Source organism: Haemophilus sp. CCUG 60358, from assembly GCF_001679485.1.
Lineage (GTDB): Bacteria > Pseudomonadota > Gammaproteobacteria > Enterobacterales > Pasteurellaceae > Haemophilus_D.
Map to the genome: position 1 here is coordinate 38,769 of NZ_LZOZ01000009.1, position 26,523 is coordinate 65,291.

The 26,523-nt window shown below is 38.8% G+C and carries 31 protein-coding genes; 24 read left to right on the forward strand and 7 right to left on the reverse strand.

Annotation, left to right across the window (positions count from 1 at the left end; genetic code table 11):
• Nucleotides 1–27: 27 nt before the first annotated feature.
• From A9500_RS03815 to A9500_RS03890, 16 genes are all read left to right on the forward strand, one after another.
• Entirely contained in the window at nucleotides 28–294 is a 267-nt protein-coding gene (locus tag A9500_RS03815; protein WP_065243962.1) for a hypothetical protein, read from the forward strand.
• Nucleotides 294–488 carry an ANR family transcriptional regulator gene (locus A9500_RS03820; protein ID WP_065243963.1) on the forward strand — a complete coding sequence of 65 codons (195 nt, stop codon included), beginning with the start codon at nucleotides 294–296 and terminating at the stop codon, nucleotides 486–488. The genes A9500_RS03815 and A9500_RS03820 overlap by 1 nt, the downstream gene beginning before the upstream one ends.
• A 4-nt stretch (nucleotides 489–492) precedes the next feature.
• A complete protein-coding gene (locus A9500_RS03825; RefSeq protein WP_065243964.1) occupies nucleotides 493–786 on the forward strand; it encodes a hypothetical protein in 294 nt (97 codons plus the stop codon).
• Nucleotides 787–798: 12 nt separating this feature from the next.
• A complete protein-coding gene (locus tag A9500_RS03830) occupies nucleotides 799–1,719 on the forward strand; it encodes a recombinase RecT (RefSeq protein WP_065243965.1) in 921 nt (306 codons plus the stop codon).
• Entirely contained in the window at nucleotides 1,694–2,344 is a 651-nt protein-coding gene (locus A9500_RS03835) for a translocation protein TolB precursor (RefSeq protein ID WP_065243966.1), read from the forward strand. The genes A9500_RS03830 and A9500_RS03835 overlap by 26 nt, the downstream gene beginning before the upstream one ends.
• Complete coding sequence (gene ssb / locus A9500_RS03840) at nucleotides 2,344–2,775, forward strand: single-stranded DNA-binding protein (RefSeq protein WP_065243967.1); 432 nt, start codon at nucleotides 2,344–2,346, stop codon at nucleotides 2,773–2,775. The genes A9500_RS03835 and ssb overlap by 1 nt, the downstream gene beginning before the upstream one ends.
• Before the next feature lie 9 nt (nucleotides 2,776–2,784).
• The gene (locus A9500_RS03845; protein ID WP_065243968.1) at nucleotides 2,785–2,964 is read left to right on the forward strand and encodes a hypothetical protein; all 180 of its coding nucleotides are present in this window, start codon (nucleotides 2,785–2,787) and stop codon (nucleotides 2,962–2,964) included.
• 23 nt (nucleotides 2,965–2,987) lie between these two features.
• Entirely contained in the window at nucleotides 2,988–3,125 is a 138-nt protein-coding gene (locus A9500_RS10705) for a hypothetical protein (RefSeq protein WP_179854554.1), read from the forward strand.
• Nucleotides 3,122–3,682, forward strand: coding sequence for a DUF5420 family protein (locus tag A9500_RS03850; protein WP_065243969.1), 561 nt, complete (start codon nucleotides 3,122–3,124; stop codon nucleotides 3,680–3,682). The genes A9500_RS10705 and A9500_RS03850 overlap by 4 nt, the downstream gene beginning before the upstream one ends.
• Nucleotides 3,683–4,135: 453 nt before the next feature.
• Nucleotides 4,136–4,615 (forward strand): class I SAM-dependent methyltransferase, encoded by a 480-nt coding sequence (locus A9500_RS03860; protein WP_065243971.1) that lies wholly within the window; start codon nucleotides 4,136–4,138, stop codon nucleotides 4,613–4,615.
• Nucleotides 4,616–4,633: 18 nt separating this feature from the next.
• Complete coding sequence (locus tag A9500_RS03865; RefSeq protein ID WP_065243972.1) at nucleotides 4,634–5,158, forward strand: DUF551 domain-containing protein; 525 nt, start codon at nucleotides 4,634–4,636, stop codon at nucleotides 5,156–5,158.
• 157 nt (nucleotides 5,159–5,315) lie between these two features.
• Entirely contained in the window at nucleotides 5,316–6,113 is a 798-nt protein-coding gene (locus tag A9500_RS03870; protein WP_065243973.1) for a hypothetical protein, read from the forward strand.
• A 249-nt stretch (nucleotides 6,114–6,362) separates the two neighbouring features.
• Nucleotides 6,363–7,031, forward strand: a complete 669-nt coding sequence (locus tag A9500_RS03875) for a BRO family protein (protein WP_065243974.1) — start codon at nucleotides 6,363–6,365, stop codon at nucleotides 7,029–7,031.
• Between the two features lie 243 nt (nucleotides 7,032–7,274).
• Nucleotides 7,275–7,553 carry a hypothetical protein gene (locus A9500_RS03880; protein ID WP_065243975.1) on the forward strand — a complete coding sequence of 93 codons (279 nt, stop codon included), beginning with the start codon at nucleotides 7,275–7,277 and terminating at the stop codon, nucleotides 7,551–7,553.
• A 21-nt stretch (nucleotides 7,554–7,574) separates the two neighbouring features.
• Entirely contained in the window at nucleotides 7,575–7,817 is a 243-nt protein-coding gene (locus A9500_RS03885; RefSeq protein WP_065243976.1) for a hypothetical protein, read from the forward strand.
• 13 nt (nucleotides 7,818–7,830) lie between these two features.
• Nucleotides 7,831–8,862 (forward strand): tyrosine-type recombinase/integrase, encoded by a 1,032-nt coding sequence (locus A9500_RS03890; protein WP_065243977.1) that lies wholly within the window; start codon nucleotides 7,831–7,833, stop codon nucleotides 8,860–8,862.
• 148 nt (nucleotides 8,863–9,010) lie between these two features.
• On the opposite strand, the gene rplY is transcribed toward A9500_RS03890, so the two are convergent.
• A complete protein-coding gene (gene rplY, locus A9500_RS03895; protein ID WP_065243978.1) occupies nucleotides 9,011–9,298 on the reverse strand; it encodes a 50S ribosomal protein L25 in 288 nt (95 codons plus the stop codon).
• A 226-nt stretch (nucleotides 9,299–9,524) separates the two neighbouring features.
• Between rplY and A9500_RS03900 the strand changes: the two genes are divergently transcribed.
• Complete coding sequence (locus A9500_RS03900) at nucleotides 9,525–10,133, forward strand: DedA family protein (RefSeq protein WP_065243979.1); 609 nt, start codon at nucleotides 9,525–9,527, stop codon at nucleotides 10,131–10,133.
• A 64-nt stretch (nucleotides 10,134–10,197) separates the two neighbouring features.
• Here A9500_RS03900 and A9500_RS03905 read toward each other — a convergent pair whose 3' ends face one another.
• Nucleotides 10,198–10,809, reverse strand: coding sequence for a riboflavin synthase (locus tag A9500_RS03905; protein ID WP_065243980.1), 612 nt, complete (start codon nucleotides 10,807–10,809; stop codon nucleotides 10,198–10,200).
• A 54-nt stretch (nucleotides 10,810–10,863) separates the two neighbouring features.
• On the opposite strand from A9500_RS03905, the gene A9500_RS03910 reads away from it, so the two are divergent.
• Nucleotides 10,864–12,261 carry an MATE family efflux transporter gene (locus A9500_RS03910; protein WP_065243981.1) on the forward strand — a complete coding sequence of 466 codons (1,398 nt, stop codon included), beginning with the start codon at nucleotides 10,864–10,866 and terminating at the stop codon, nucleotides 12,259–12,261.
• Nucleotides 12,262–12,304: 43 nt separating this feature from the next.
• Here the strand turns inward: A9500_RS03910 and rng are convergent, their stop codons facing one another.
• Nucleotides 12,305–13,780, reverse strand: coding sequence for a ribonuclease G (gene rng, locus A9500_RS03915; RefSeq protein WP_065243982.1), 1,476 nt, complete (start codon nucleotides 13,778–13,780; stop codon nucleotides 12,305–12,307).
• 117 nt (nucleotides 13,781–13,897) lie between these two features.
• On the opposite strand from rng, the gene putP reads away from it, so the two are divergent.
• Nucleotides 13,898–15,412, forward strand: coding sequence for a sodium/proline symporter PutP (putP, locus tag A9500_RS03920; RefSeq protein ID WP_065243983.1), 1,515 nt, complete (start codon nucleotides 13,898–13,900; stop codon nucleotides 15,410–15,412).
• A complete protein-coding gene (cmoB, locus tag A9500_RS03925) occupies nucleotides 15,412–16,377 on the forward strand; it encodes a tRNA 5-methoxyuridine(34)/uridine 5-oxyacetic acid(34) synthase CmoB (RefSeq protein WP_065243984.1) in 966 nt (321 codons plus the stop codon). The genes putP and cmoB overlap by 1 nt, the downstream gene beginning before the upstream one ends.
• A gap of 47 nt (nucleotides 16,378–16,424) precedes the next feature.
• On the opposite strand, the gene A9500_RS03930 is transcribed toward cmoB, so the two are convergent.
• Together A9500_RS03930 and A9500_RS03935 are read right to left on the reverse strand one after the other, a co-directional pair.
• Nucleotides 16,425–17,231 carry an IS3 family transposase gene (locus A9500_RS03930; protein WP_179854555.1) on the reverse strand — a complete coding sequence of 269 codons (807 nt, stop codon included), beginning with the start codon at nucleotides 17,229–17,231 and terminating at the stop codon, nucleotides 16,425–16,427.
• On the reverse strand, nucleotides 17,228–17,602 hold the full coding sequence (locus A9500_RS03935) for a helix-turn-helix domain-containing protein (RefSeq protein ID WP_065243985.1): 375 nt from the start codon (nucleotides 17,600–17,602) through the stop codon (nucleotides 17,228–17,230). Before A9500_RS03935 ends, A9500_RS03930 begins: the two co-directional genes overlap by 4 nt.
• A 267-nt stretch (nucleotides 17,603–17,869) precedes the next feature.
• Between A9500_RS03935 and nrdA the strand changes: the two genes are divergently transcribed.
• The 4 genes from nrdA to lysS all read left to right on the forward strand — a co-directional run bounded on the left by nrdA (nucleotide 17,870) and on the right by lysS (nucleotide 23,850).
• Complete coding sequence (gene nrdA / locus A9500_RS03940; RefSeq protein ID WP_065243986.1) at nucleotides 17,870–20,140, forward strand: class 1a ribonucleoside-diphosphate reductase subunit alpha; 2,271 nt, start codon at nucleotides 17,870–17,872, stop codon at nucleotides 20,138–20,140.
• 17 nt (nucleotides 20,141–20,157) lie between these two features.
• Entirely contained in the window at nucleotides 20,158–20,916 is a 759-nt protein-coding gene (locus tag A9500_RS03945; RefSeq protein WP_065243987.1) for a TIR domain-containing protein, read from the forward strand.
• A 10-nt stretch (nucleotides 20,917–20,926) separates the two neighbouring features.
• Nucleotides 20,927–22,057, forward strand: a complete 1,131-nt coding sequence (gene nrdB / locus A9500_RS03950; protein ID WP_014065539.1) for a class Ia ribonucleoside-diphosphate reductase subunit beta — start codon at nucleotides 20,927–20,929, stop codon at nucleotides 22,055–22,057.
• Between the two features lie 284 nt (nucleotides 22,058–22,341).
• Complete coding sequence (gene lysS / locus A9500_RS03955; protein WP_065243988.1) at nucleotides 22,342–23,850, forward strand: lysine--tRNA ligase; 1,509 nt, start codon at nucleotides 22,342–22,344, stop codon at nucleotides 23,848–23,850.
• A gap of 135 nt (nucleotides 23,851–23,985) precedes the next feature.
• On the opposite strand, the gene A9500_RS03960 is transcribed toward lysS, so the two are convergent.
• A complete protein-coding gene (locus tag A9500_RS03960) occupies nucleotides 23,986–25,131 on the reverse strand; it encodes a 5-methyltetrahydropteroyltriglutamate--homocysteine S-methyltransferase (RefSeq protein WP_065243989.1) in 1,146 nt (381 codons plus the stop codon).
• A gap of 184 nt (nucleotides 25,132–25,315) precedes the next feature.
• Nucleotides 25,316–26,509, reverse strand: a complete 1,194-nt coding sequence (locus tag A9500_RS03965) for an NRAMP family divalent metal transporter (protein WP_065243990.1) — start codon at nucleotides 26,507–26,509, stop codon at nucleotides 25,316–25,318.
• Between the last annotated feature and the right edge of the window lie 14 nt (nucleotides 26,510–26,523).

The window sequence follows — 26,523 nt, forward strand, 5'->3', positions numbered from 1 at the left end:
ACCAAATTGACGAAAAAGGAAACAAAAATGCAAAAATTTACTGATGTATTCGCAGAAATCACACGACCTTTAGCAAAGATTGCCTGTGCGATGTTTATCGCCTTTTTGATTGGCGGAATCTCCTATTGTTTTGCAAGCGAGCCAACCGCACTCGAACGAGAAAAAGCAAGAGTGCAATGGATTGCTGAAAACGGTCAATACCAACCAAATCTAACCGAGCCTGCTAAAGAAGAGTCCCTAGCTTATACAGAACAAAAACAAGCAGAAATTAACCGCACTTTAGATGGGAAATAATGAAACTGACTTACAAAACCTACGCAGAATCAGCAGTAAAAGCAGAAAAGAAAGGTAATTACCTTGAGGCTGCAAAGAATTGGGCGGATGCAAAACGTAATACAGCAGTCAAAAAGAATATTGAGTATTGCCAACATCGCATTGATTTTTGCCGAAAACATCACTCTCGATTGAAATCAATGGGACTGGAGTAAAGCAATGAAACCTTACGCTAATCACTACTCTCAACTTGATGCAGCTAACCAACGTGAAGTTGATTGGCAAGCAGGCTATGAAATCGCCTTAGATGAAGTCGCCACGGAAATCGACAACGATTTAAAACAAGGCGACCAAACGCATTATCACGAACTCACGGAACTGTTGTGCGATAACGACAATTTCTGGCTTGCCATTGGCAGTGGTGCAAGTTATGAGCCTTATAGACAAGAGGCGATTAAGAAAATCGCAGAGCGTGAATTAAACGACAGAATGAATGATTATGACCCGGATTAATGGAGGGGCGAGATGACAAACCAAGTCCAAAATCAACAAAATAAACAGCCACCTGCGCTTAAAACATTTTTTGAAAGTGCGAATGTTCAAAATAAGATTAAAGAGCTTGTCGGAAAAAATGCGGCCACCTTTGCGACAAGCGTAATGCAAATCGCAAACAGTAACTCAATGCTTAAGACAGCAGACCCAATGAGCATTTTTAACGCTGCCTGTATGGCGGCAACGCTTAACCTACCACTTCAAAACGGGCTAGGTTTTGCCTATATCGTGCCCTTTAAGAATAACAAAGAGCGAAAAGTAGAGGCTCAATTCCAAATTGGATATAAGGGGTTTATTCAGCTTGCTCAACGCTCTGGGCAATTTAAAAGACTGGTGGCTTTGCCAGTATATAAAAAACAACTGCTCAAAAAAGACTTTATAAACGGATTTGAGTTTGATTGGGAGCAAGAGCCTGAAAAAGACGAAAATCCAATCGGATATTACGCTTATTTCCTTTTGGCGAATAACTTCTCTGCCGAGCTTTATATGAGCCACGATGACATCGTTAAACACGCTCAACGTTACAGTCAGACATTTAAGAAAGGCTTTGGCGTATGGCATGACAATTTTGAGGCGATGGCATTAAAAACCGTAACTAAGTTACTACTATCAAAACAAGCTCCATTATCGGTTGAGATGCAACAAGCAGTATTAGCCGACCAAGCCGTTGTGAAAGATGTGGAAAATCAAGAGTTCAACTACACCGACAATATTCAAAATGCCGAATTTGTAGCAGTTGTAGATGATGAAACGTTTAACAACTGCAAGCAAAGCATTATCAACGGTGAAACTACTCTACAAGACTTGTGCGATAGTGGTGCTTATGAGTTTAGTCAAGAGCAGATTGCGGAATTAGAGGCGGTTGAGAATGGAAATGTACAAACTGAAGGCTAGATGCTCTGGGCTTGCTGATTTAATGGTTAAACCGAAAAGCGGTGGCGGTATATCTGCCACAGCTAAAAGTGCGGTAAGAAAGATAGTTAAATATGACCTATTTGGCTATCAAGATTTTGAGGGTAACAAGTATACCGAAAAAGGCATTGCACTTGAAGAACAGGCTATTAAATTAAGCGGTCGCAAGCGTGGGTTGGCGTTAAAGAAAAATGAAGAAAGACGGGAAAACGATTGGATTACTGGTGAATGTGATATTTACGTTCCGACCAGAAAGCTGATCATTGATACAAAATGCTCGTGGGATATTGGCTCGCACCCTTTCTTTACAGACGAGGCGGAAGAAAAAGCTAAGAAATCCGGTTATACAATCCAAATGCAAGGTTATATGTGGCTATGGGATTGTGAAGAGGCTCAAATTGACTTTGTCCTCCTCCCCACTCCTTATGACCAATTATCAAGCTATGACGACCCGACACGGTACATTGATTTAGTGGAGCAAATACCACAATCAAAACGCATTACAACTGTTACGGTTAAGCGTGATGACAAAATCATCGAAGAAATCAAAGAGCGAGTTAATGCAGCTCAAGAATATTATCAACAACTCATACAGGAGATGAGCTAATGGCTGGAATTAATAAGGTAATTATCGTGGGCTTTTTAGGAAATGACCCAGAAATCCGCACAATGCCAAACGGTGAGCAAGTAGCAAACATTACAGTGGCAACAAGTGAAAGCTGGACTGACAAGAATACCGGTGAGAAAAAAACTCAAACAGAATGGCATCGCATTGTACTCTACCGCAGATTAGCTGAAATCGCAGGTCAATATCTTACCAAAGGCTCGCAAGTCTATATTGAGGGGCGATTAAAAACCCGTAAATGGCAAGATAGCAACGGACAAGACCGTTACACTACAGAAATTCAAGGTGATAACTTACAGATGTTAGGCGGTCGCCAAGATGAGCCTAAACAAGCAAAACCAAGTAAAGCAAAACATGAGCCATTAAGTGCAATGGCTGAACAAGATGATCTTTCAGACGGGATTCCGTTCTAGGGGTGAGTTATGAGTAAGAAAATAACTCTAACGTCCATTACTGGCGAGCTTGGTGAGATTTATGTTGATGAAATAGAAAGCGTAGATGTTGTAAATAACTTAACTTTCATAGTGACAAAAGATGGTTTTGCCTTTCACGTAAAAGAAAGTAAAAGCCGAGTGTTAAAAATGATTGAGACCGCCAAATAAGGCGGTTTTCTTTTAGGTGAATCATGAACAAAGAACAAGCAGAACACGAATTAGCGGAACTTCACGAAAAAGAACGGAGTTTAGAAAAAGCTCTTGAGATTGTGCGTGAGAAAATCCGTGAATTAGTTAATTACACAGATAAGAATAAGGAACAGAAATGAAACCAAATTTTAGATATTTTAAATGCAAATTAGACGTTGAGCCTATTAAATCATTAGATGAGCAATGGCGGAAAGATAGAGAGGTCAGAGATAAAAAACTTGACGCTATTTTTGACACTATCCCATTTTATGAATGCTGGAGAGGAAGTGAACGTAATATATTTGGAATTGTTTGTAGTTTAGATAGCGATGAATTTGCCAAAATAAAAGAGGATAAGACCTATAAATTTGAAATAGTTGAAAATGAGAAAGTTGTCATCACTGGAAATGGCAGAACAAAAGCTGGTAAGGAATTTAACGCTAAAATTCAAAGCATTAGAGATATTTTAAATCAATATCCAAGCTTTAATGATTTTATGTTGCGAAAATTAAAACTTACTTGCTGGGTGTTTGGCTATCGCACTGGTTATGTGTCGGTATGTGGTGTTGCAAGTGGCTACTTTATCGTATCAATACCAGAAAAATCAGAGGGTTTTGGTGGTGATAAATTTCCAGAAATCCCAGAGTGCCTAATCGAAATTAAACAAAGCGAGTTTCTTGCTTTACAAGGTAAGTGAGCGGTAATAAAAAATAAATGATAGTTGATCAATATGGAAACCGTATTAAATATGATGATTGCCGATCTAATCATTCTTTATACTCTTATTATTTTTAATAGGCACCAAAAAAGAAAGTTATCGGAAGAAGCTTTCTTTTTTAATTTGAAAATATGGCTTATCTCTCGTGGAGTAAAAGATGTTTAGACAGGACGTACAAGTATCAAATGGCAAAAGATACGTTGTCATTGAGTGCCAATTTGGACGTGAGTGGGGAATGGTTAGAGAGACGAGGGAAACAGTCAGCGAGGGAGAGGCATTGGAAATCGTCCAATATTGGATTAAGTACAAAAGAATAAAACCAGAGCAAATTATGGTCATTGAAGTGCCTGATATTTGCAAACCGTGGTGAATTAATATTTAACAACCCAATAGGCACTCACTTGGAGCGCCTTTTGTTTTAAAGGAGATAAGATGAAACCAATTCTAGATGCTTGCTGTGGCGGTAGAATGTTTTACTTTGATAAGGATAATCCAAATGTACTTTTTGCAGATATAAGAAAACAAAAACTAAGTTTTAAGGATCGTGACAAAATTAGACATTTAGAAGTATCGCCTGATGTGATCCATGACTTCACTGATATGCCATACCCTGATAAATCTTTCAAATGCGTTATTTTTGACCCTCCTCACTTAATAAAAGGCGGTGACAAATCTTGGTTAGTCAAAAAATACGGACGGCTTGACGAGGATTGGCGAACGCAGCTTAAAAAAGGTTTTGACGAGTGCATGAGGGTATTAGACGACGGCGGCACGCTAATTTTTAAATGGGCCGAAACTCAAATTACAGTAAAAGAGATTTTATCCGCAATTGGGGCAACACCTATTATCGGACATAAATCCGGTAGGCTAAATAATACGCATTGGATGTTGTTTGTTAAGTGTGTTAGTTGATTAATTGGAGATGACAAAATGACCAAATATTTTTCAGTAGATATATCAAACGATATCCACATTATTAATTTGTGTGAAACATTAGAGCAAGCAAGAGAGACTTGTTTGGCTGGCGCTGTCGAGGCTCACGAATTTGCAGACGACATGGACGAATACGAAAATTATGAGAGTAATGATTTACCGTATGCCGTTTATGGTGTGGTTTTAGGTAAGGCCGAATGCAAGAAAAAAACGTTAACCGAAGAGGAGAAAGATGAGCGTTGTTCCGATTTTGATTACGTCCTTGAAAAACCAGAAATTGTAGATTATCCGAAAGATGACGACTGGATTAAGTGTAGTGATAGATTGCCTCCGGTCAACGAGGACGGCGAGAGTTGCTCTGTTTTGCTTTATGGTATGGATATACTTAGTGACTTTGGATCTCATCAGTTTATTGGGTACTTGATGGAGGGTAAGTTTTATTGCGATGACGGAAATAGTCCACATCAATGCTATTACGTCTCTCACTGGCAACCACTTCCAGAACCGCCGAAAGATGAATAGCTTTCGCCTCTATAACTATTTTCGTTAAGGAAGAAGATTTATAGAATTGATTTACATTGACACCGCCCTTACTTCGGATTAAGATAACAGTACTTTAAATAGAAAGTCGATAGCCACAATTAAGTGGCTTTTTTTGTATCTAAATCCAGGAGCGGTTATGGTAGCTGAAGCACATTACACGATAGACAAAAATATGAAACTACTCATTGAAATCGATAATAGCGAACCATTACAACTCTCTACTTTTTGCCAAAGTATGGAAGGCATCGCAGCAGAATATCGCCAATTTATCCAAGATAATAAAATTGACATAGAGCCTTGTGAACAGCACATCTATGTTGAAAAAATAACGCAAGGATGTTTTCTTGTTGAGCTTGCCGCATTAGTTTCAAGCACCTATCCCCTCATAGAACAAGCAAATGCCATTTTAGAATTTGGAGGACATCTCAAAATGATTTTTGATTGGGCAATGAATAAAGGAGAAAGACCTGAACGACTCACACCGACAATGTTAAAAAATGCGAGCAATATTTTAGAGCCGATTGCAATCGACCCCAAAGCGCAATTTAACCTTCAAGTAACGGATAATAAGGGCGATGTTCATATTCACCTGCACGGTGACAATACTTTAGCAGGATTAGCTCAAAACAATATTAATCGTGAACTAAGACTACTGAAAGAGCGTGACGATAACACCTTACACAATACTCCGCTATATTGGTCATCAACTGCTGATGCACAAAGTAAAGCACAAGATCGGGCTATTATCCCTGCAGTATCTAACAAACCTGTAAGAGTAAAATTTGAAGATAAAACCCTCAAAGAAAAGATGATCTTAAATGAAGAATACCCTTATCATAAGATTTTCTTAGTGGATGTATTGGTTGAATACATTGATGAAGAACCGGTAATTTACAAAATCCTAAGACTAAACAGCTCAATGAATAAAATCTAATTGACAGCTGTAAAAAACTAAAATACTATTCGCCTTAAGGTGTCGAAACCTCAATATGTTCAAGGCGGATAGTTCAACTGATCGCCGCAAGGCGATTTTTTTATATCCGTAATCCTGACTATGTCGGGAGGGCGACTAATACAATACCTTCGGGAAATACGTCCAGCCCTTTCCTTGAACGGGGTTTTCGAACCTCCCGACGCCACTGTCGAAAGTGGCTTGTTCAACAAATAGTTCAAGGATTACAAAATGTCAAATCTTACAATTTTCAATTTTGAAAACACTCCTGTTCAAACCATTGTAGAAAACAATGAAATCTTTTTTAGAGCAACTCAGCTTGCAGAATTGTTGCAATATAAAAATCCACATGACGCGTTAAGAAAACACGTTGATTCTGACGACCTAGCAAAACGCGAGATCGTGAATACTATCAATAAACGTGCTCAAGTTATCTTCGTGAATGAAAGCGGAATGTATTCATTAGTCTTGAGTTCAAAATTAGAGCAAGCTAAAAAAGTAAAACGTTGGATAACTTCAGAAGTTTTACCAGCAATTAGAAAAACAGGAAAATATCAACTTCAACCACAGCAATTAGCCTTGCCAGAACCTGAAAAGAAATTCAGTTTTGAATTTACCGAATATGAACTGCAAACCGTAGCTTGGGCGTGCTTCGCATTCCGACGCAACAACAACCTACTGCACGAGCTTTACAGCCCGCTTGCTGCCATCGGTTCAAAATTCGCCGTAGAAGCAAGAGATAATGCTGTTGAATATCGCAACACACTACGCCGCTTCAACGAAGTAGTGAAACGTATCACCGTCGACATTGAAGCAGATCCAGAAACAAACTGGCGCGTACTGAAGCATATCCGCAGCTTTAACGAAAAAATCTTCGGCAAAGTCGAAACCACCATCTAAAACACCACAAAATCCGACCGCACTTTTGAAAAATCGTGTGGCGGATTCTCACACCTAAAATCCGACAAAAGGAACAGAAAATGAACAAATTAATCATTACGCTCGTGTGTGCATTTGTGGTGTATATGGCGCACGCCCTAAATCTTAATCAAGACTGTGACGGCAAAATCTGTCACACCGAACAGACACAACAATATTAACAAACCACCGCTCTTATGGGCGGTTTTTTATTGGAGCGAAAAAATGAACTTTACACCATTATTTATTTGCAGATTGCTAAAACGAGAACCTGTCACCCCGTGGAAAGAATTAATAGACAATCTAGAGAACAATCCTTTTGATTGGGTTGTAGATAGATTTACCGTGGATAACAAAAACAATAAAGCTAGATTTTGGATCGGAAATGGATACTCGCATTTTGAAATGTATCCTGGAGGATTAAAAATCCCAGTATCGCAAAGATACAGAGTTTACAAAGCAGTAAATGAAATACAAGCAGCTTTGTTTAAATCAAAAGAATAATGAATTTCTATTGGAGCTTTTATGGAAAGAGAATTTTTTGATGAATACTGCAGTCCAGAATTATTAGCTTTAATAACTGGATATGTTTGTCCTAAATATCAGATGAAAAGCTTAAATGAGTTCGGAATTCCTTTTCTTCATCCAAAAGGAAATAGGAAGTTCCCGCTTGTACTACGATCTGATGGCGACAAGATTTTGAAAGGTGAGAAAGTGCAGCAGATTACCCAAACAAAGGAAAGAAGGCGGTCTGCAGTATTAAGTTAGTAAGGGGGATATTATGGCACGCCCAAGAAAAAGAATTAATCAAGGATTGCCACAAGGTTTGGTGTGTCGGAATCGCAAAAGAGCGGACGGCTCAATCGTAGTTTATTACTACTACACGATGGCCGATAAAAAAGAAGTTGCTTTAGGTAAAGATAAGCACATTGCTATTCTGGAAGCAGCAAAGCTTAATATGCAGTATCTGACGAAAAAAGATAATATCCTTTTCATTGAAGTGCTTGAACGATATGAAAAAGAAGTTGTGCCGCTTAAAAAAGCGAAGAACACTCGAAACTCAAACATTCAGGCAATAAAGAAATTACGCCAATACTTCCAAGATCCACCATTTACTCTTGATGAAATAGAGCCTATACACATTCGTGAATATTTAGATTGGAGAAAAGACGTTAAACCAACCGCAAATATCGAAGTTGGGTTATTTGGTCACATTTGGAGCATGGCGAGAGAATGGGGGTATACTGAAAAGATTAGCCCGTCCACAGGGGTAAAAAAATTCAAAGTGAATTACCGTGATGTGTACATTGAAGATTATATCTTGGATAAAATCTACGACTGCGCCACAGGGGATATGAAAGACATTATGGATGTGATGTATTTAACCGGACAACGTCCAATAGACGTGGTTAAAATCCATAGTTCGCACATTTACAACGATTTACTGCATATTACACAGCAAAAAACAGGTAAACGTGTTGCTATTAAAGTTATAGGTAAACTAAAAGAGATTATCGACAAGCGGATCACTGAAGAAAATCAGTTTCTGTTTACGAATAAATGGGGACGAAAACTCGAGCGGAGATCGCTTACAGATTATTTCAAAGACACCCGTAATGCGGCATCAAGAAAATATAAAGAGCTAGCCGAAGAGATCAACCAAGTGCAATTGAGAGATCTTCGAGCGAAAGCAGCAACAGACCTTTCATTAATGATTGATGATGAACGAGCAAGAAAACAACTTGGTCATACTTCTGCACGTACTACTCAACATTACATCAGAAAAGAAAAACCACTCAATCCCACAAAATAAAAAAGGCTCTTCAAATGAAGGGCCTTTTTTTGTCACAAATCACGTTCCGAAACGTTTTTGAAACTCATTGATTTTATTAAACTTTAAAACCTAAAAATAAGAAAAGGTTTCGGAATTAAAAATGACTTTAGATAGCGTAAATACTGAATTATGCTCTTTTGAAGTCAATGTGAACCAATTTTGGTTTGAATGGGTGACGTTGCATTGCTTGAACTTTCACTGCAACTTCTTTACCTTCAACCACTAAAGTGATTACATCGCTATAGAAAGAATCGTGAGCTTGTGCGTTGTTTAATTCATCGTGATTTAAGATGATTGAAACAGGTGCTTCGCTGCCACCATAAATGATTGCAGGGATTTGACCGTTATGACGCAGGCGGCGGCTCGCACTCTTACCTTGCGCTTGACGAACTTCAGCGTTAAATTTAAATGCCATTTTAATGTTCTCTTGATTAAAAGTTTAAAATAAAAAATTGCAGGCGACCCAGCAATTTTCCTAAATTTGCTCAAAGACAAACTTTGAGAGCGACGGATTATAAAATATTCAGCCCCACAATGCAAATTTACACAGCAAATTTTTTCTAGGCTTTTCAAGGCAAAGCGATTAAAATAAGCCCCAATTTTTAATTAATTTTAACTAACTGATTGTAAGTGGGTTTCAAATGGAATTTCTTATCAGCTTTTTTACCGATTACGGTTATTGGGCGGTGCTATTTGTTCTGATTATTTGTGGCTTTGGTGTACCTATTCCAGAAGATATCACGCTTGTCTCCGGCGGTGTAATCGCTGGCCTCTATCCTGAAAGCGTCAATTCCCACTTAATGTTAGTCGTGAGTATGATTGGTGTACTTGCCGGTGACTCAACCATGTACTGGCTTGGTCGCATTTACGGCACCCGAATTTTACGTTTCCGACCAATGCGTAAAATTGTAACATTAGAACGCCTCAAAATGGTGCGTGAAAAATTTGACCAATACGGCAACCGTGTTTTATTTGTAGCTCGTTTCCTTCCAGGATTACGCGCACCAATTTATATGGTTTCAGGCATCACCCGCCGAGTCAGCTACACTCGCTTTGTATTAATTGATTTCTGCGCCGCGATTATTTCCGTGCCAATTTGGGTTTACCTTGGCGAATTTGGTGCGAAAAACTTAGATTGGTTACACGAACAAATTAAAAAAGGCCAACTCGTGATTTATATCCTAATTGGTGTTTTAGCGCTGTACCTATTTTGGAAATGGAGAAAAGCGAAGAAATCTAAAGCTAACTAATCTTATACAATAAAAAGTGCAGTAAAAAACAACATTGTTTTCTATCGCACTTTTTTCATTCCAACTAAGCTTTAGCTGCTAAATACCGTTCCACTGTATCCACAATCGCTTGTGTTTGTGGATCAATTTCGATATTCACTAAATCACCAATTTGGCGTTTGGCGATCAAGGTTCTGTGCAAGGTTTCAGGAATTAAATTCACACAGAATTCATCGTCTTTCACTTCACCGATGGTAAGGCTTATGCCATCAATCGCAATAAAACCTTTGGTGAGTATATATTTCATCACGTCTTTATTGGGTAATTTAAACCAAACCTGACGATTGTTTTCGCTTTCGATAATCTGTGAAACGCTTGCAGTACAATAAACGTGACCAGATAAAATATGTCCGCCAATTTCTGCACCCATTTGCATCGCGCGTTCGATATTCACAAAATCCCCTGCTTTTAAGTTACCAAGATTGGTGATGCGCAAGGTTTCTTGCATTAAGTCAAAGCTCACTAGATCATCATGAATTTCAGTCACCGTTAAGCACACGCCATTATTCGCCACTGATGCACCGATTTCTAAGCCTTTTCGCATTTCAGCTGGTAATTTTACGATCTGTGTTCTAAAATTATCGCTATCTTTAATTGCATGAATTTGGGCGATGCCCTGTACAATACCTGTAAACATTATTATTCCTTCATTAAAAATTTTTCCAATATTATAGCAAAATTTGCAAAATTTATGAATTCTCGTCTTTTTTCTCAATACCGTATTGATATTAAAAAACTTATCCGAATTGCGACACCTATCGGTCTTGCCCAGTTAGCTCAAACTGGCATGGGCACCGTGGATGTGATTATGGCGGGGCGCGTGAGCTCTGCTGATGTTGGCGGTGTCGGTATTGGTGCCTCCATTTGGCTACCTTTGGTACTTTTCGGGCAAGGATTATTACTCGCCTTGCCACCAACAATTTCCTATTTAAATGGTTCAGGACAACGCCATCGTATTGCTCACCAAGTAAGACAAGGCCTTTGGATTTCATTTTTAGTGATGATACCCCTTGCACTCATCATCTATCATAATGATTTCATATTGCAGTTTATGAATATGGATGCCCACATGGCAGATGTGACGATGAATTATTTGCGTGCGATGGTATGGGGCTTACCAGCCTATTTATTGCTGATTAATTTCCGCTGTTTGAATGATGGCATTGCTAAGACCAAACCGGCCATGGTGATTACCTTCATGGGGTTAATGCTGAACATTCCGCTGAATTATATGTTTATTTACGGCAAATTTGGTGCACCTGCATTGGGCGGTGTCGGTTGTGGTGTGGCAACGGCTATTGTCAACTGGGCGATGGCAATCTTGATGATTACCTATTCGGCCAAAAACTATAACGAACGTAGTTTGAAAGTCTTTGAAAAGATTATTGAAAAACCTGACATCAAAACACTTAAAAAATTGACCGCACTTGGCTTGCCTATTGCCATTGCGCTGTGCAGTGAAGTATCACTGTTTGCCTTAAGTAGTTTATTACTTTCACCATTAGGTGCGGATGTGGTCGCGAGCCACCAAATTGCTTTAAACACCAGTGCCGTAGCCTTTATGTTCCCCATGTCTATTGCGATGGCCGCAACCATTTTAGTGGCACAAGAGCTCGGTAATCATGCGCCACAAAAAGCCAAAATCATGGCTCACGCCGCTATTATTCTTGGTTTGATCGCGGCAAGTGTATTGGCTTTGGTAATTTGGGTATTTAGTGCAGAAATCGCTGCATTAATTGTGGGTGATAATGCCACCGTTATTGCTCTTTCAGGCAGCTTATTAGCAATGGCGGCGATTTATCAGTTTTCAGATTCAGTGCAAGTCGTCGTGAGCGGTATTTTACGTGGCTATAAAGACACTAAAATTATCCTTTATATCACGTTACTTGCCTATTGGGGCGTGGGTATCCCCGTTGGGTATATTCTTTCCCGCACGGATTGGATTGTTCCAAGCATTGGTGCAAAAGGTTTCTGGGTGGCGTTTATCATTGCATTAACTATTGCTGCCGCTTTACTCTTTATACGTATGCGAAAAATCCAATCACAACCTGATGAAGCCATTATTCAACAGTTAGAAAGATTGAAGTAGTTAAAGTAAAAAGTGCGGTCAAAATTGACCGCACTTTTATCTTTTACATTACCACCACATCAAACTGTTCTTGGTTGTAGTATTGTTCTGTTTTGACTTGAACCTGTTTGCTGATGAACATCTCAATCTCTGGCAATAAACCGTGCGATTCTTCTTTAATTAAGTAATCCGCCACAGCTGGAGAAGCATAAACCACAAATTGTTCACTCGAAAATAAGTGATTAACGCGGATGATCTCACGCATAATTTCGTAACATACCGTTTCGACGGTTTTCACGCGTCCACGACCTTGGCAAGTTGGGCATTCATCACATAAGACATGCTCTAAACTTTCGCGTGTGCGTTTACGGGTCATTTCCACTAAACCAAGTTGAGTAAAACCATTCACATTCGTTTTTACGCGATCTTTTGATAGGGCTTCCTCCAAGGATTCAATCACGCGATTGCGATGCTCATCGGTTTGCATATCAATAAAATCAATAATGATAATACCGCCTAAATTACGCAGTTGTAACTGCTGTGCAATGGCTTTAGTGGCTTCAATATTGGTGTTAAAAATGGTTTCATCTAAATTTCGATGACCAACGAATGCGCCCGTATTGATATCAATGGTCGTCATGGCTTCGGTTTGCTCAATAATGAGATAGCCGCCCGATTTTAAATTCACGCGTTTTTCAAGTGCATTTTGAATACCACGTTCTACGCCATAAATATCAAAAATCGGCTGACTGCCCGTATAAAGCATTAATTTTTCACTTAATTCCGGCATAAATTCATCGGTAAATTCTTTCACTTCGTTAAAACAAAGTTTGGAATCAATATGAATTTTCTCTAAATTAGCACCGATAAAATCACGTAAAATACGCTGTGGTAATGCGGGTTCGCCATAAATTTTAGAATGGGTTGGATATTTTCCTTTACGCTCAAGCACTTTACGCCATAAACGTTTTAAAAATTCTGCATCTTGGCGCAATTCTTCTTCCGTTGCCCCCTCGGTGGCAGTACGAATAATAAAGCCGCCTAATTCATCACAAAAAGGTTCAACTAGCGCTTTTAATCTTGCGCGTTCCTCTTCGCTTTCAATACGTTGCGATACACCAACATGACTATTTTCTGGCATAAAGACGAGATAACGAGAAGGCAATGTAATATCAGTGGTTAATCTTGCACCTTTGGTACCCAAAGGATCTTTTACCACTTGCACTACAATATCCTGTCCTTCGCGTACGAGTTCAGAAATACTTTTTGCTCGGAATTGCTTTTGTTCATTCACATCCACACACTCGGTATGTGAAACAATATCGGAAGCGTGTAAAAATGCGGCTTTTTCTAAACCGATATCCACAAATGCAGACTGCATCCCTGGTAAAACACGGGTTACTCGCCCTTTATAGATATTCCCCACGATGCCACGTTTGGCTTGACGTTCAATATGAACTTCTTTTAAAACGCCCGTTTCCACCAACGCAACGCGGGTTTCATTGGGCGTAACATTCATTAATAATTCAACAGAATTCATTTTTTCGACCTTAGTTTTAATGGTATAAGTCTATCGAAAAGGAAAATAGAATAATAGACCCAAATAAGGTAAAATATGACCTTTCTCAAATTTTCATGACTTTTTTTGGGGTATTTAATGTTTGGTTTAGACCCAACACTTATTACTTTTAGTATTTATATTTTCGGCATGATTTTAATCGGCGTTCTTGCCTATTATTATACAAACAATTTATCCGATTACATCTTAGGTGGCCGTAAACTCGGAAGTTTTGTGACAGCCATGTCTGCTGGCGCATCTGATATGTCAGGCTGGCTATTGATGGGCTTGCCAGGTGCGGTATATGTATCTGGTTTAGTAGAAGGTTGGATCGCCATTGGTTTAATCTTCGGGGCTTATTTTAACTGGTTACTCGTGGCGGGCCGTTTACGGATCTATACCGAATTTAACAACAATGCGCTCACATTACCGGAATATTTCCACCATCGCTTTGGCACATCACATAATCTCTTAAAAATTGTGTCTGCATCAATCATCTTAGTATTCTTCACGATTTATTGTGCTTCAGGTGTGGTTGCGGGTGCTAAATTATTCCAAAACCTATTCTCAGTGGACTACTCCACCGCCATTTGGTACGGCGCATTAGCGACGATTATTTATACCTTTATCGGTGGATTTTTAGCGGTGAGTTGGACTGATACCATTCAAGCTACTTTGATGATTTTTGCCTTAATTTTAACGCCACTCTTCATCTTTTTAAGTTTGGGCGATACATCACAATTTACGGAAGTACTCCATCAAGCTGAAATCGCAGCGAATAAAGACTTCACCGATTTATTCACGGCGACCACACCATTAGGTTTATTAAGTTTAGCCGCTTGGGGCTTAGGTTATTTTGGTCAACCGCATATCCTTGCGCGTTTTATGGCGGCTTATTCGGTGAAATCATTAATTAAAGCACGCCGCATCAGTATGACATGGATGGTGATTTGCTTAGCAGGTGCTATCAGTATCGGTTTCTTCGGTATCCCTTATTTCTTTGCGAATCCTGATGTTGCGAGCGTAGTAAATAATGAACCAGAACAAGTATTTATTGAACTGGCTAAATTGCTCTTTAATCCATGGATTGCCGGTATTCTGCTTTCTGCAATTTTGGCAGCGGTAATGAGTACACTTTCTGCACAATTATTAATTTCTTCAAGCTCTATCACTGAAGATTTTTATAAAGGGTTTATTCGTCCAAACGCCGCTGAAAAAGAATTAGTTTGGTTAGGTCGTGCAATGGTTTTAGTTATTGCCGCTATCGCCATTTGGATTGCGCAAGATGAAAACAGCAAAGTACTAAAACTCGTTGAATTCGCATGGGCAGGCTTTGGTTCTGCATTTGGTCCTGTGGTGCTTTTCTCCTTATTCTGGAAACGCATGACTTCATCAGCGGCGATGGCGGGCATGGTTGTTGGCGCAGTAGTTGTCTTTGCTTGGAAACCCGTGATTCCCCAAACCAGTGAGTGGTTTAATGTTTATGAAATGATCCCTGGATTTGCTCTCGCTAGCCTAGCAATTATTGTGGTTTCTCTTCTGTCTGGAGAACCGGAAAATGAAGTTAAAGAAACTTTTGAGAAAGCCGAAAAAGCCTATAAGGAAGCAAAATAATGATTGATTTTCGTCCTTTTTATCAGCAAATTGCCACCACCAATTTATCGGCTTGGCTAGAAACGTTGCCTTTGCAATTAAAAGAATGGGAAAAACAAACCCATGGTGATTATGCCAAATGGTCAAAAATCGTGGACTTTCTCCCTGATTTACAGGCAGATACTATTGATTTAAAAAATGCCGTGAAATCTGACCGCACTTCCCCACTTTCGGAAGGCGAAAAACAACGCATTATCCATCATTTGAAGCAATTGATGCCGTGGCGAAAAGGACCTTATCATTTATTTGATATTCACGTGGATTGCGAATGGCGTTCTGATTTCAAATGGGATCGTGTTTTGCCTCATCTTGCGCCATTAAAAGATCGTACCATTTTAGATGTGGGCTGCGGTAGCGGCTACCATATGTGGCGCATGGTTGGTGAAGGTGCAAAAATGGTGGTGGGTATTGATCCAACCGAACTTTTCCTTTGCCAATTTGAAGCCGTTCGAAAATTATTAAATAACGATCGCCGAGCTAATTTAATCCCACTAGGTATTGAAGAAATGCAACCACTTGCAGCATTTGATACGGTATTCTCAATGGGTGTGCTCTATCACCGTAAATCACCGCTTGATCATCTCACTCAACTAAAAAATCAATTAGTAAAAGGTGGCGAGCTCGTCTTAGAAACCTTAGTAGTTGATGGCGATGTCAATACGGTATTAGTACCTTCAGATCGCTATGCAAAAATGAAGAACGTGTATTTTATTCCTTCTGTTGCTGCACTCATTAATTGGTTGGAAAAAGTCGGCTTTACTAATGTGCGTTGTGTAGATGTCGCCACCACAACATTAGAAGAACAACGTAAAACTGATTGGTTAGAAAATGAAAGTTTGATTGATTTCTTAGATCCAAACGATCACTGTAAAACCATCGAAGGCTATCAAGCCCCAACTCGTGCAGTGATTTTAGCCAATAAATAAATACTTTAATAAAAAGTGATCTGCCCCCCAAAAGTTGGACAGGTTAGTTAACTTAAATATTGAGCTCGGTATTGCACTGGGCTCAATCCTCTTAAACCAAGTTTAATTCGTTTTTGGTTGTAATACACTAAATATTCTTCAATTTCAGCCTGTAATTCAGCAATTGAATGATAAGTCCGAGAGTAAAAGCACTCTGATTTTAATATTGCAAAAAAGCTTTCAATCACCGCATTATCGTAGCAATTTCCTCGGCGGCTCATACTTTGAACCGCTTTACCCTCCAACATTTTCACCCATTCCGCCGTGCCATACAATACGCCTTGGTCGCTATGAATAATCGGGCACTCTATCGGTTTAATTCGACTAAGTCCTTGTTCTAACATCTTTTTTACCAATGAAAATTTGGGGCGTGTTGCAAAGTTATAGGCAATCACTTCTCGGTTAGCCAAGTCCATCAACGGTGAAAAATAAAGCTTTTCTTGCCCAACATGAAATTCCGTTACATCCGTTACCCATTTTTGATTGAGTGCCGTTGCTATAAAATCACGATTCAGTAAATTCGGGGCTATATGCGATGTTTTTCCACGTTTTCCATGTCTTTTCTTGCGTAAAATGGAATGAATACCTAACTCGTTCATCAGCTTTAACACCGTTTTATGATTCAAATTAAAACCCATTTGGCGTAATTTAAACGTCATGGGGCGATAACCATCTCGTTTTCTGTTCTTTTTATACAGCGATAAGATAGCCTCTTTTACCTCGTGATAATTTCGCTTAATCTCTTTATAGTAAAAGCTTGAGCGAGGCATTTTAGCCACATGAAGTAAATCATTTAACGCGTGGTCCGGCTTCAATCTTTCAATGATTTTTCTTTTTTCTGTCGTTGTTTTTGACGGTCGAGCGCCTCCAACTCCTTTAGATAAGCGATCTCCGCACGAGCCAAGGCGAGCTCTCGTTGTAACTTTTTAAACGCTTTAGGTGAAAAGTCTGTGGTTTCCGGAATTTCAATGTCTTTCTTTTTCATCTTTGGCTTCACTATTTTCGGTGTTTGAAGGTTTGTGTGAGGCGATTTTACGCCATCAAGCCCTCTTTCCCGAAATGCTTTTAGCCAATAAATGACGAGAGTGTGGGAAATTTTATGAAGTTTAGCCACCTCACGGATACCATAATCCTGTTCGGTGACGAGTTTGATAATTTTCAAACGAAATTGATAATAATAGGACATAATCTGCACCTCAAAATAGGTGTCCAGATTTTGGGGTGCAGATCACTTTTTTCTTTACAAAGATTTACAAAAAAAGATCCTGCCTAAAAAAACATCACTTAGAAAATAAGTCATTTATTTTAAATAACTTATCTTTTGTCAATAATGTAAGTAAAAAATTTACCGCTTGAATTCAATTTTAAAACACTCTATCTTGTGCATCGTCATTTTCCACAACACTACATCTTGTGTTTTATTAAATTCATTTCTCTAGTAGGTTTATCTTCCATGAACAAAGGATTAATGGTTACAAAGCGCGATGGTACGCTTGAACAAATCAATTTAGACAAAATTCACCGTGTGATTACTTGGGCGGCTGAAGGCTTGGAAAACGTGTCTGTTTCTCAAGTTGAATTGCGTTCTCATATTCAATTTTATGAAGGCATTCGAACTTCAGACATTCACGAAACCATTATTAAAGCAGCTGCAGATTTAATCAGCAAAGATACGCCAGATTATCAATTTTTGGCGGCTCGCTTAGCGATTTTCCATTTACGTAAAAAAGCCTACGGTCATTTTGATCCCCCTCGTTTATACGATCACGTCAAAAAATTAGTACGCATGGGAAAATATGATCATGCGTTATTGGATGATTATACTCGTGAAGAATGGGACACAATGGACGGATTCATCGACCATTGGCGTGATATGACGTTCTCTTATGCTGCCGTGAAACAACTAGAAGGTAAGTATTTAGTTCAAAACCGTGTGACAGGAGAAATCTACGAGTCTGCACAATTTCTCTATTTACTGGTTGCCGCAAGTTTATTCTCTAAATATCCAAAAGAAACACGTTTGGACTATGTAAAACGTTTCTACGATGCAACATCTACCTTCAAAATATCCTTACCAACGCCAATTATGGCTGGAGTTCGCACACCAACTCGTCAGTTCAGCTCTTGCGTATTAATTGAATGTGATGATAGCTTAGATTCAATTAATGCAACGGCATCAGCTATTGTAAAATATGTTTCACAACGTGCGGGGATTGGTATCAATGCAGGTGCAATTCGTGCATTAGGCAGTGAGATTCGTGGCGGTGAAGCATTCCATACGGGTTGTATTCCATTCTATAAATATTTCCAAACCGCAGTGAAATCTTGCTCACAAGGTGGCGTTCGTGGCGGTGCAGCGACACTTTATTACCCAATTTGGCACTTAGAAGCAGAAAGCTTACTTGTGTTAAAAAATAACCGTGGTGTAGAGGACAACCGTGTTCGTCATATGGATTATGGCGTCCAATTAAACAAATTAATGTATCAACGCTTAATTAAAGGTGGTGAGATTACTTTATTTAGTCCATCAGATGTACCTGGACTTTATGAAGCATTCTTTGCGGATCAAGACAAATTTGAAGAACTGTACGTAAAATACGAACAAGATCCGACTATCCGTAAACGCACCGTTAAAGCCGTTGAGATTTTCTCTTTATTAATGCAAGAACGTGCATCAACAGGCCGTATCTACATTCAAAACGTAGACCACTGTAATACTCACTCTCCGTTTGATCCACAAGTGGCACCAGTTCGCCAATCTAATTTATGTTTAGAAATCGCGTTACCAACGAAACCACTTCAGCACATTAATGATGAAAATGGAGAAATCGCACTTTGTACCCTTTCCGCATTTAACTTAGGTAAAATTGAAAACTTAGATGAATTGGAAGAACTTGCCGATCTTGCTGTGCGTTCACTTGATGCATTATTAGATTATCAAGATTACCCTGTTGTGGCGGCAAAACGTAGTTCACTTGCTCGTCGTGCATTAGGTATCGGTGTAATTAACTATGCTTATTATCTTGCGAAAAATCGTGTTCGTTATTCTGATGGTTCAGCTAACGATTTAACTCACCGCACTTTTGAAGCCATTCAATATTATTTATTGAAAGCCTCTATGAACTTAGCAAAAGAGCAAGGTGCTTGCGAATACTTCAATGAAACCACTTATGCAAAAGGCATTTTGCCTATTGATACCTATAAGAAAGATTTAGATGCCTTAACACAAGAGCCATTACATTATGATTGGGAAACCTTGCGTAAAGATATTCAAGAATTTGGTTTACGTAACTCAACATTAACCGCCTTAATGCCATCAGAAACCTCATCGCAAATTTCAAATGCGACTAATGGTATCGAGCCACCGCGTGGTCATGTAAGTATTAAAGCGTCAAAAGATGGTATCCTAAAACAAGTTGTACCTGAGTACGAAAACTTAAGCGACAACTACGAATTACTTTGGGATATCCCAAGCAATGACGGATACTTACATTTAGTCGGTATTATGCAAAAATTTGTAGACCAAGCGATCTCCGCCAACACCAACTACGATCCAAAACGTTTTGAAGATGGTAAAGTACCGATGAAAGTGTTGTTAAAAGATCTTTTAACCGCTTACAAATATGGTTTAAAAACCCTTTACTATCAAAACACCCGTGATGGTGCAGAAGATGCTCAAGAAGATCTTGATGACGGCTGTGCTGGTGGCGCGTGTAAGATTTAAAATTATAGGGAAAAACTATGAAAGTTTTTTTAAGTTGGTCTGGTGAACGGAGTAAGGCTGTAGCTGAATTACTGAATGAATGGCTATGCTGCGTAATACAAGCAGCTCGCCCTTGGGTTTCAACTAGAGATTTAGATCGGGGTTCTCTTTGGTTTAGCGAAATAAATGATCAATTTAAGGATACAAGTGTAGGGATTATATGCCTAACACAAGAGAATAGAGTTCGTCCTTGGATTTTGTTTGAAGCAGGTGCTTTAGCAAAAGGACTATCTACCGCTAGGGTATGTACATTACTTATTGATCTAGAGCCTAAGGATGTTGAAGATCCCCTTGCTCAGTTTAATCATACATCCCCTACGGAAGAAAGTATGTTTAATTTAGTCAGAACATTAAATACTGCTCTAGGTGTAAATGGACTAGATCCTAGAGTTCTCGAGCAAGTTTTTGAAACTTATTGGCCTCAGTTTGATAAAAAGTTTAAAGATATAGTCAAAAATATAAAAGATATTTCTTCAGCTAAACCAAGGGCTAAGGATGACTTACTAGGAGAAATATTAGAAAACACTCGCCTATTAAATAATAGAATTAGACGTTTAGAACGTGCTCAAGAGGAGTTTCCAATAAAACAAAACATTAAAAATCTTATTGAATATAAATTAGCTCGTGGTAACTCAAGAGAAAATATTATTGAAGAATTGAGAAGTAGAGTTCCAATACAAATAATTAATGAAATTCTAGGAAAACTTGAGTCAAAGAATACAATTACTGAGGAATAGGAAAACAAAAATGGCATACACCACTTTCTCACAAACCAAAAACGACCAATTAAAAGAGCCTATGTTCTTTGGTCAAAACGTTAACGTTGCACGTTACGATCAACAAAAATATGAGACATTTGAAAAGCTCATTGAAAAACAACTTTCTTTCTTCTGGCGTCCGGAAGAAGTAGATGTGTCGCAAGACCGTATCGACTATGCCGCGTTACCTGAGCATGAAAAACATATTTTCATCAGTAACTTAAAATATCAAACCTTATTAGATTCTATTCAAGGTCGTAGCCCGAACGTTGCATTATTACCGTTAGTATCTATTCCTGAATTAGAAACTTGGATTGAGACTTGGACCTTCTCTGAAACTATCCACTCTCGTTCTTACACACACATTATTCGCAACATTGTGAATGATCCATCTATCGTGTTTGATGACATCGTGACGAACGAAGAAATCATCAAACGTGCACGTGATATTTCTTCTTACTACGATGATTTAATTCGTGATAGCCAACTTTACAGCCTATATGGTGAAGGTACTTACACGGTAGATGGTAAAGAATGTGTGGTGACATTACGTAATCTTAAAAAACAACTTTATCTTTGCTTGATGAGTGTGAACGCACTTGAAGCAATTCGTTTCTATGTATCGTTTGCTTGCTCGTTTGCCTTTGCAGAGCGTCAATTAATGGAAGGTAATGCAAAAATCATTAAATTTATCGCACGTGATGAAGCCTTACACTTAACTGGTACACAGCACATTTTAAACATTATGGCTGCAGGTCAAGATGATCCTGAAATGGCAGAAATTGCGGAAGAATGTAAACAAGAAGCCTATGATTTATTCTTAGCCGCAGCAGAGCAGGAAAAAGAATGGGCGGATTACTTGTTCAAAGACGGTTCAATGATTGGTTTGAACAAAGATATTTTGGTGCAATACGTGGAATACATCACCAATATCCGTATGCAAGCTGTAGGTCTTCCATTACCATTTGGCGCGCGTTCGAACCCAATTCCATGGATTAACGCATGGCTTGTTTCTGACAACGTACAAGTCGCACCACAAGAAGTCGAAGTGAGTTCTTACCTTGTTGGTCAAATTGACTCTAAAGTCGATACCAATGATTTCGGTGATTTCGATCTTTAATTAATCATTCTACGCAAAGGGCGGTCAGCATTTTCAGAGTTTAAAACCTTTGGAAAATTGACCGCTCTTTTTGTTTGTATGAATATCAAGACATGATGATAAACATTTTGATTAAAAAAATAGCACAATTTTGCTTTCCTGCATTTATCACCAACACTTTCCCTATAAAACAGATGACTTCATTAAAAAAGGCTTAACAAAAAACAATGCTATGGGTAGAATAGAAGAAACCTTTTTATTTTCAATAAATCACATTCTAATTACAAACTAGCGAGGTAAAGGATATGTCAGAACAAGAAGTGAAAGAATTAGATCTCAATGGTGAAATGCTCGTTCGCCGTGAAAAATTAGCCGCATTACGTGCAAAAGGTAATGCGTTCCCGAATCAATTCCGTCGTGACTCCCTTGCTCAAGATTTACATGATAAGTACGAAGCCGAAGATGGCGAAGTATTAAAAGAAAAAGCCATTGAAGTTGCCGTTGCTGGTCGTATTATGACCCGTCGTGCAATGGGTAAAGCTACCTTTATTACCTTGCAAGATATGAGCGGCAAAATCCAGTTATATGTTGCTCGTGATAACCTTCCTGAAGGCGTTTATGCTGAAGATGTAGGTAACTGGGATTTAGGTGATATCATTGGGGTGAAAGGTACACTTTTCAAAACCAAAACCAATGAATTAACCATTAAAACAACGGAAGTTCAACTTTTAACCAAAGCGCTTCGTCCATTACCAAACAAATTCCATGGTTTAACAGACATGGAAGCGCGTTACCGCCAACGTTACTTAGATTTAATTTCTAATGAAGAATCTCGCCGCACATTTATTATTCGTTCAAAAGTGATTGCGGGTATTCGTGAATTCTTTATTTCTAAAGGCTTCATGGAAGTTGAAACTCCAATGTTACAAGTGATTCCAGGCGGTGCGTCTGCTCGTCCATTTATCACGCACCACAATGCATTAGACGTTGATATGTATCTTCGTATTGCGCCAGAACTTTACTTAAAACGTTTAGTGGTTGGTGGTTTTGAACGCGTATTCGAATTAAACCGCAACTTCCGTAATGAAGGGGTTTCTGTCCGTCATAATCCAGAATTCACCATGCTTGAATACTACCAAGCTTATGCGGATTATCATGATTTAATGGATAACACCGAAGAATTATTACGTAAATTAGCGATTGATATTCTTGGTACAACCATTGTGAAATACGGTGATTTAGAATTTGACTTTGGCAAACCATTTGAGCGTATCACATTACATGATGCAACCATTAAATATGGTGCAGATAAAGGTATCGTAAAAGAAGATCTTTATGATTTCGATCGTGCAAAAGCAACCGCTGAACGCTTAGGTATCGAAGTACAAAAATCTTGGGGCTTAGGCTCTATCGTAAATGCGATCTTTGAAGAAGTGGCTGAACATCACTTAATTCAACCAACCTTCTTAATGGCGCATCCAGCAGAAATTTCACCACTTGCACGTCGTAATGATGAAAACCCAGAAGTGACTGATCGTTTTGAATTATTCATCGGTGGACGTGAAATTGGTAACGGCTTCTCAGAATTAAATGATGCCGAAGACCAAAACGAACGTTTTGATGCACAAGTTGCAGCGAAAGAAGCGGGTGATGATGAAGCGATGTTTAAAGATGATGACTTCGTTGTGGCACTTGAACACGGTTTACCACCAACAGCAGGTGAAGGTTTAGGTATTGACCGCTTAGCAATGCTTTATGCTAACGCGCCATCTATCCGTGATGTGATCCTCTTCCCTGCAATGCGTCAAAAATAATTAAATTAAAATAACATAAAAGGAAGTCTATCGGCTTCCTTTTTTATTATTTAAAAGTGCGGTCATTTTTAACCGCACTTTCATAAAAAAGAGATAACCGCTTTCACCGTTATCCCTTTTACATTCCAATTGAAATTATTTACCCCAAACTTCTTCCGCGATACTACGGATAAATTCGAGTTTTTTCCATTGTTGTTCTTCTGTCAGAATATTCCCCTCTTCTGTCGAAGCAAAACCACATTGTGGACTTAAGCAAAGTTGATTGATATCCACATATTGTGTCGCTTCTTTAATACGAGCAATAATTTCATCACGGTTTTCTAACTCGCCTGATTTAGAGGTGATTAATCCTAACACTACTTGTTGATTTTTAATAAAGCGTAAAGGTTTAAAATCTCCCGCACGCTCACTGTCGTACTCTAAGAAGAAACCATCCACATTACAGTGGCCAAATAAAGTTTCTGCGATAGGCTCATAACCACCAGCAGAGAACCAAGTTGAACGGAAATTACCACGACAAATATGCATTGTAATCGCTAAATCAGCTGGTTTCGCTGCCACAATTTTATTTAACATATATACATAATCTTTGGCAATTTGATCTAGATCTAAACCGCGTTCAGTATAAGTTTTACGCTTATCTTCCGCACAGAATTCGCCCCAACTTGTATCATCCAACTGTAAGTTACGACAGCCTAATTTATAGAAGATATTCATCGCATCAATATAAGCATTAGCAATATCATCTAATAACAACTGATTGTTATCTTTATAACGTTCAATTGGCTGATAATCTGTAGCACGTACTGTACAAATTAAATGAAGCATAGACGGAGAAGGAATCGTTAATTTAACTTCAGTCTCCCCTGCTATTTTTTGTAATGAGCGGTAATGTTCAACGAAAGGATGGCTCTCTGAAAAGCCGATCTTATCTACAATTTTTAATGTTTTTGGACGTACATTATCGTGTTTAAATTGCACTGAGAATTTTTCAGCATCCACTTCTTTCACGCCATCTAATGCGGCTAAGAAATCCAAATGCCAAAAAGTACGACGAAATTCACCATCGGTCACCGCATGTAATCCAACATTTTTTTGATGTTCTACCAATTTAGCAATTTCTGCATCTTCAACTTGCGTTAAATCAGCACAAGAAATATCACCACAACTACATTGATAACGAGCCTGTTTTAAAGCCTCGGGACGTAAAAAACTGCCTACAATATCAAAACGATATGGCGCAGAAGTACGAATAGTGGCATTTGGAAAAAGTTTACTCATTTTGCTTTCCTATATTTAATTAATTCTAAGATAGACTGAGTGTAACAAAATTAACGTCCTCATTAAAGATTTAGACGTCTAGATGGATATGAATTTTATTGTGATTTTATATGAATGGAATTGATATAAAATTTAAAAAGAAAAGTGCGGTCATTTCTAACCACACTTTAGTTTGAAATAAAAACTAACTTACAAAACTAGATACATAAGAAATTATGGTTTTTCCACTTAATATTGCCATAATAATCACTACAAACCAGCCAGCAAAAGCTAAACAAATTGGGTGTTTATAGCTACCAACAATATTGCTTCGATAAGCGGCTAATAAAATCAAGGCTAGTGCTATTGGTAAAATTAAACCATTTAGGGTTCCCACAAAAACGAGTACAGCAGCAGGTTTCCCAACAGTGACAAGAACTGCTGTAGAAACCACTATAAACCCAATAATCCAACAGTTTCTATTTCGTTCAATTGTCGGACAAAGGCTCGTGAGGAATGATACCGATGTATAAGCGGCACCAATAACTGATGTGATAGAAGCTGCCCAAATCACTACGCCAAATAAGATTTGGCCAAAATGGCCTGCCACGTATTCGAAAGGCGTTTCTGCTGGATTTTTAGGATTCAACGGAATCCCTTTGGCGACAACACCAAGCACGGCAAGGAATAATACAACACGCATAGTAGAGGCAATTAAAATAGCCGATACAGAGCTACGACTCACTTCAGCCATCGCTTTTTCCCCCTGGATCCCCGCATCTAGTAAGCGGTGAGCGCCAGCAAAGGTAATATATCCCCCTACGGTTCCTCCAACTAATGTCACAATTGCGATAGGATCAACTTGCTCTGGAATAAAGGTACGATATGCTGCTTCTACCACTGGCGGTTCTGTTTTAAACATAACATACAAAGTCAGTGCAATCATAATAAAACCCATTAATTGGGCAAAGCGATCCATTAACAATCCTGCTTCTTTACGTAAAAAAATTAAAATTGCAATGATGCCACTGATAACAGCTCCTGTTTCTGGGGCGATACCAAAGATAGAATTAAGCCCTAGACCTGCCCCCCCTACATTACCAATATTAAAAGCCAACCCTCCCATCACGATAAGCGATGCAAGAAAATAGCCCGCACCTGGGAAAACAGCATTAGAAATATCCTGTGCTCGTTTTCCCGACACTACCACTATTCGCCAAATATTAAGCTGAGCACCAATATCTAACAAAATCGATAATAAAATCACAAAGCCAAAACTGGCTAATAAGGTGTTTGTAAAGGTTGCAGTTTGAGTTAAAAAGCCAGGACCAATTGCTGAAGTCGCCATTAAAAATGCCGCACCCAGCACTGCATTTCGGCGGTGATTGATTGATGCCATAAAGCACCTCCCTT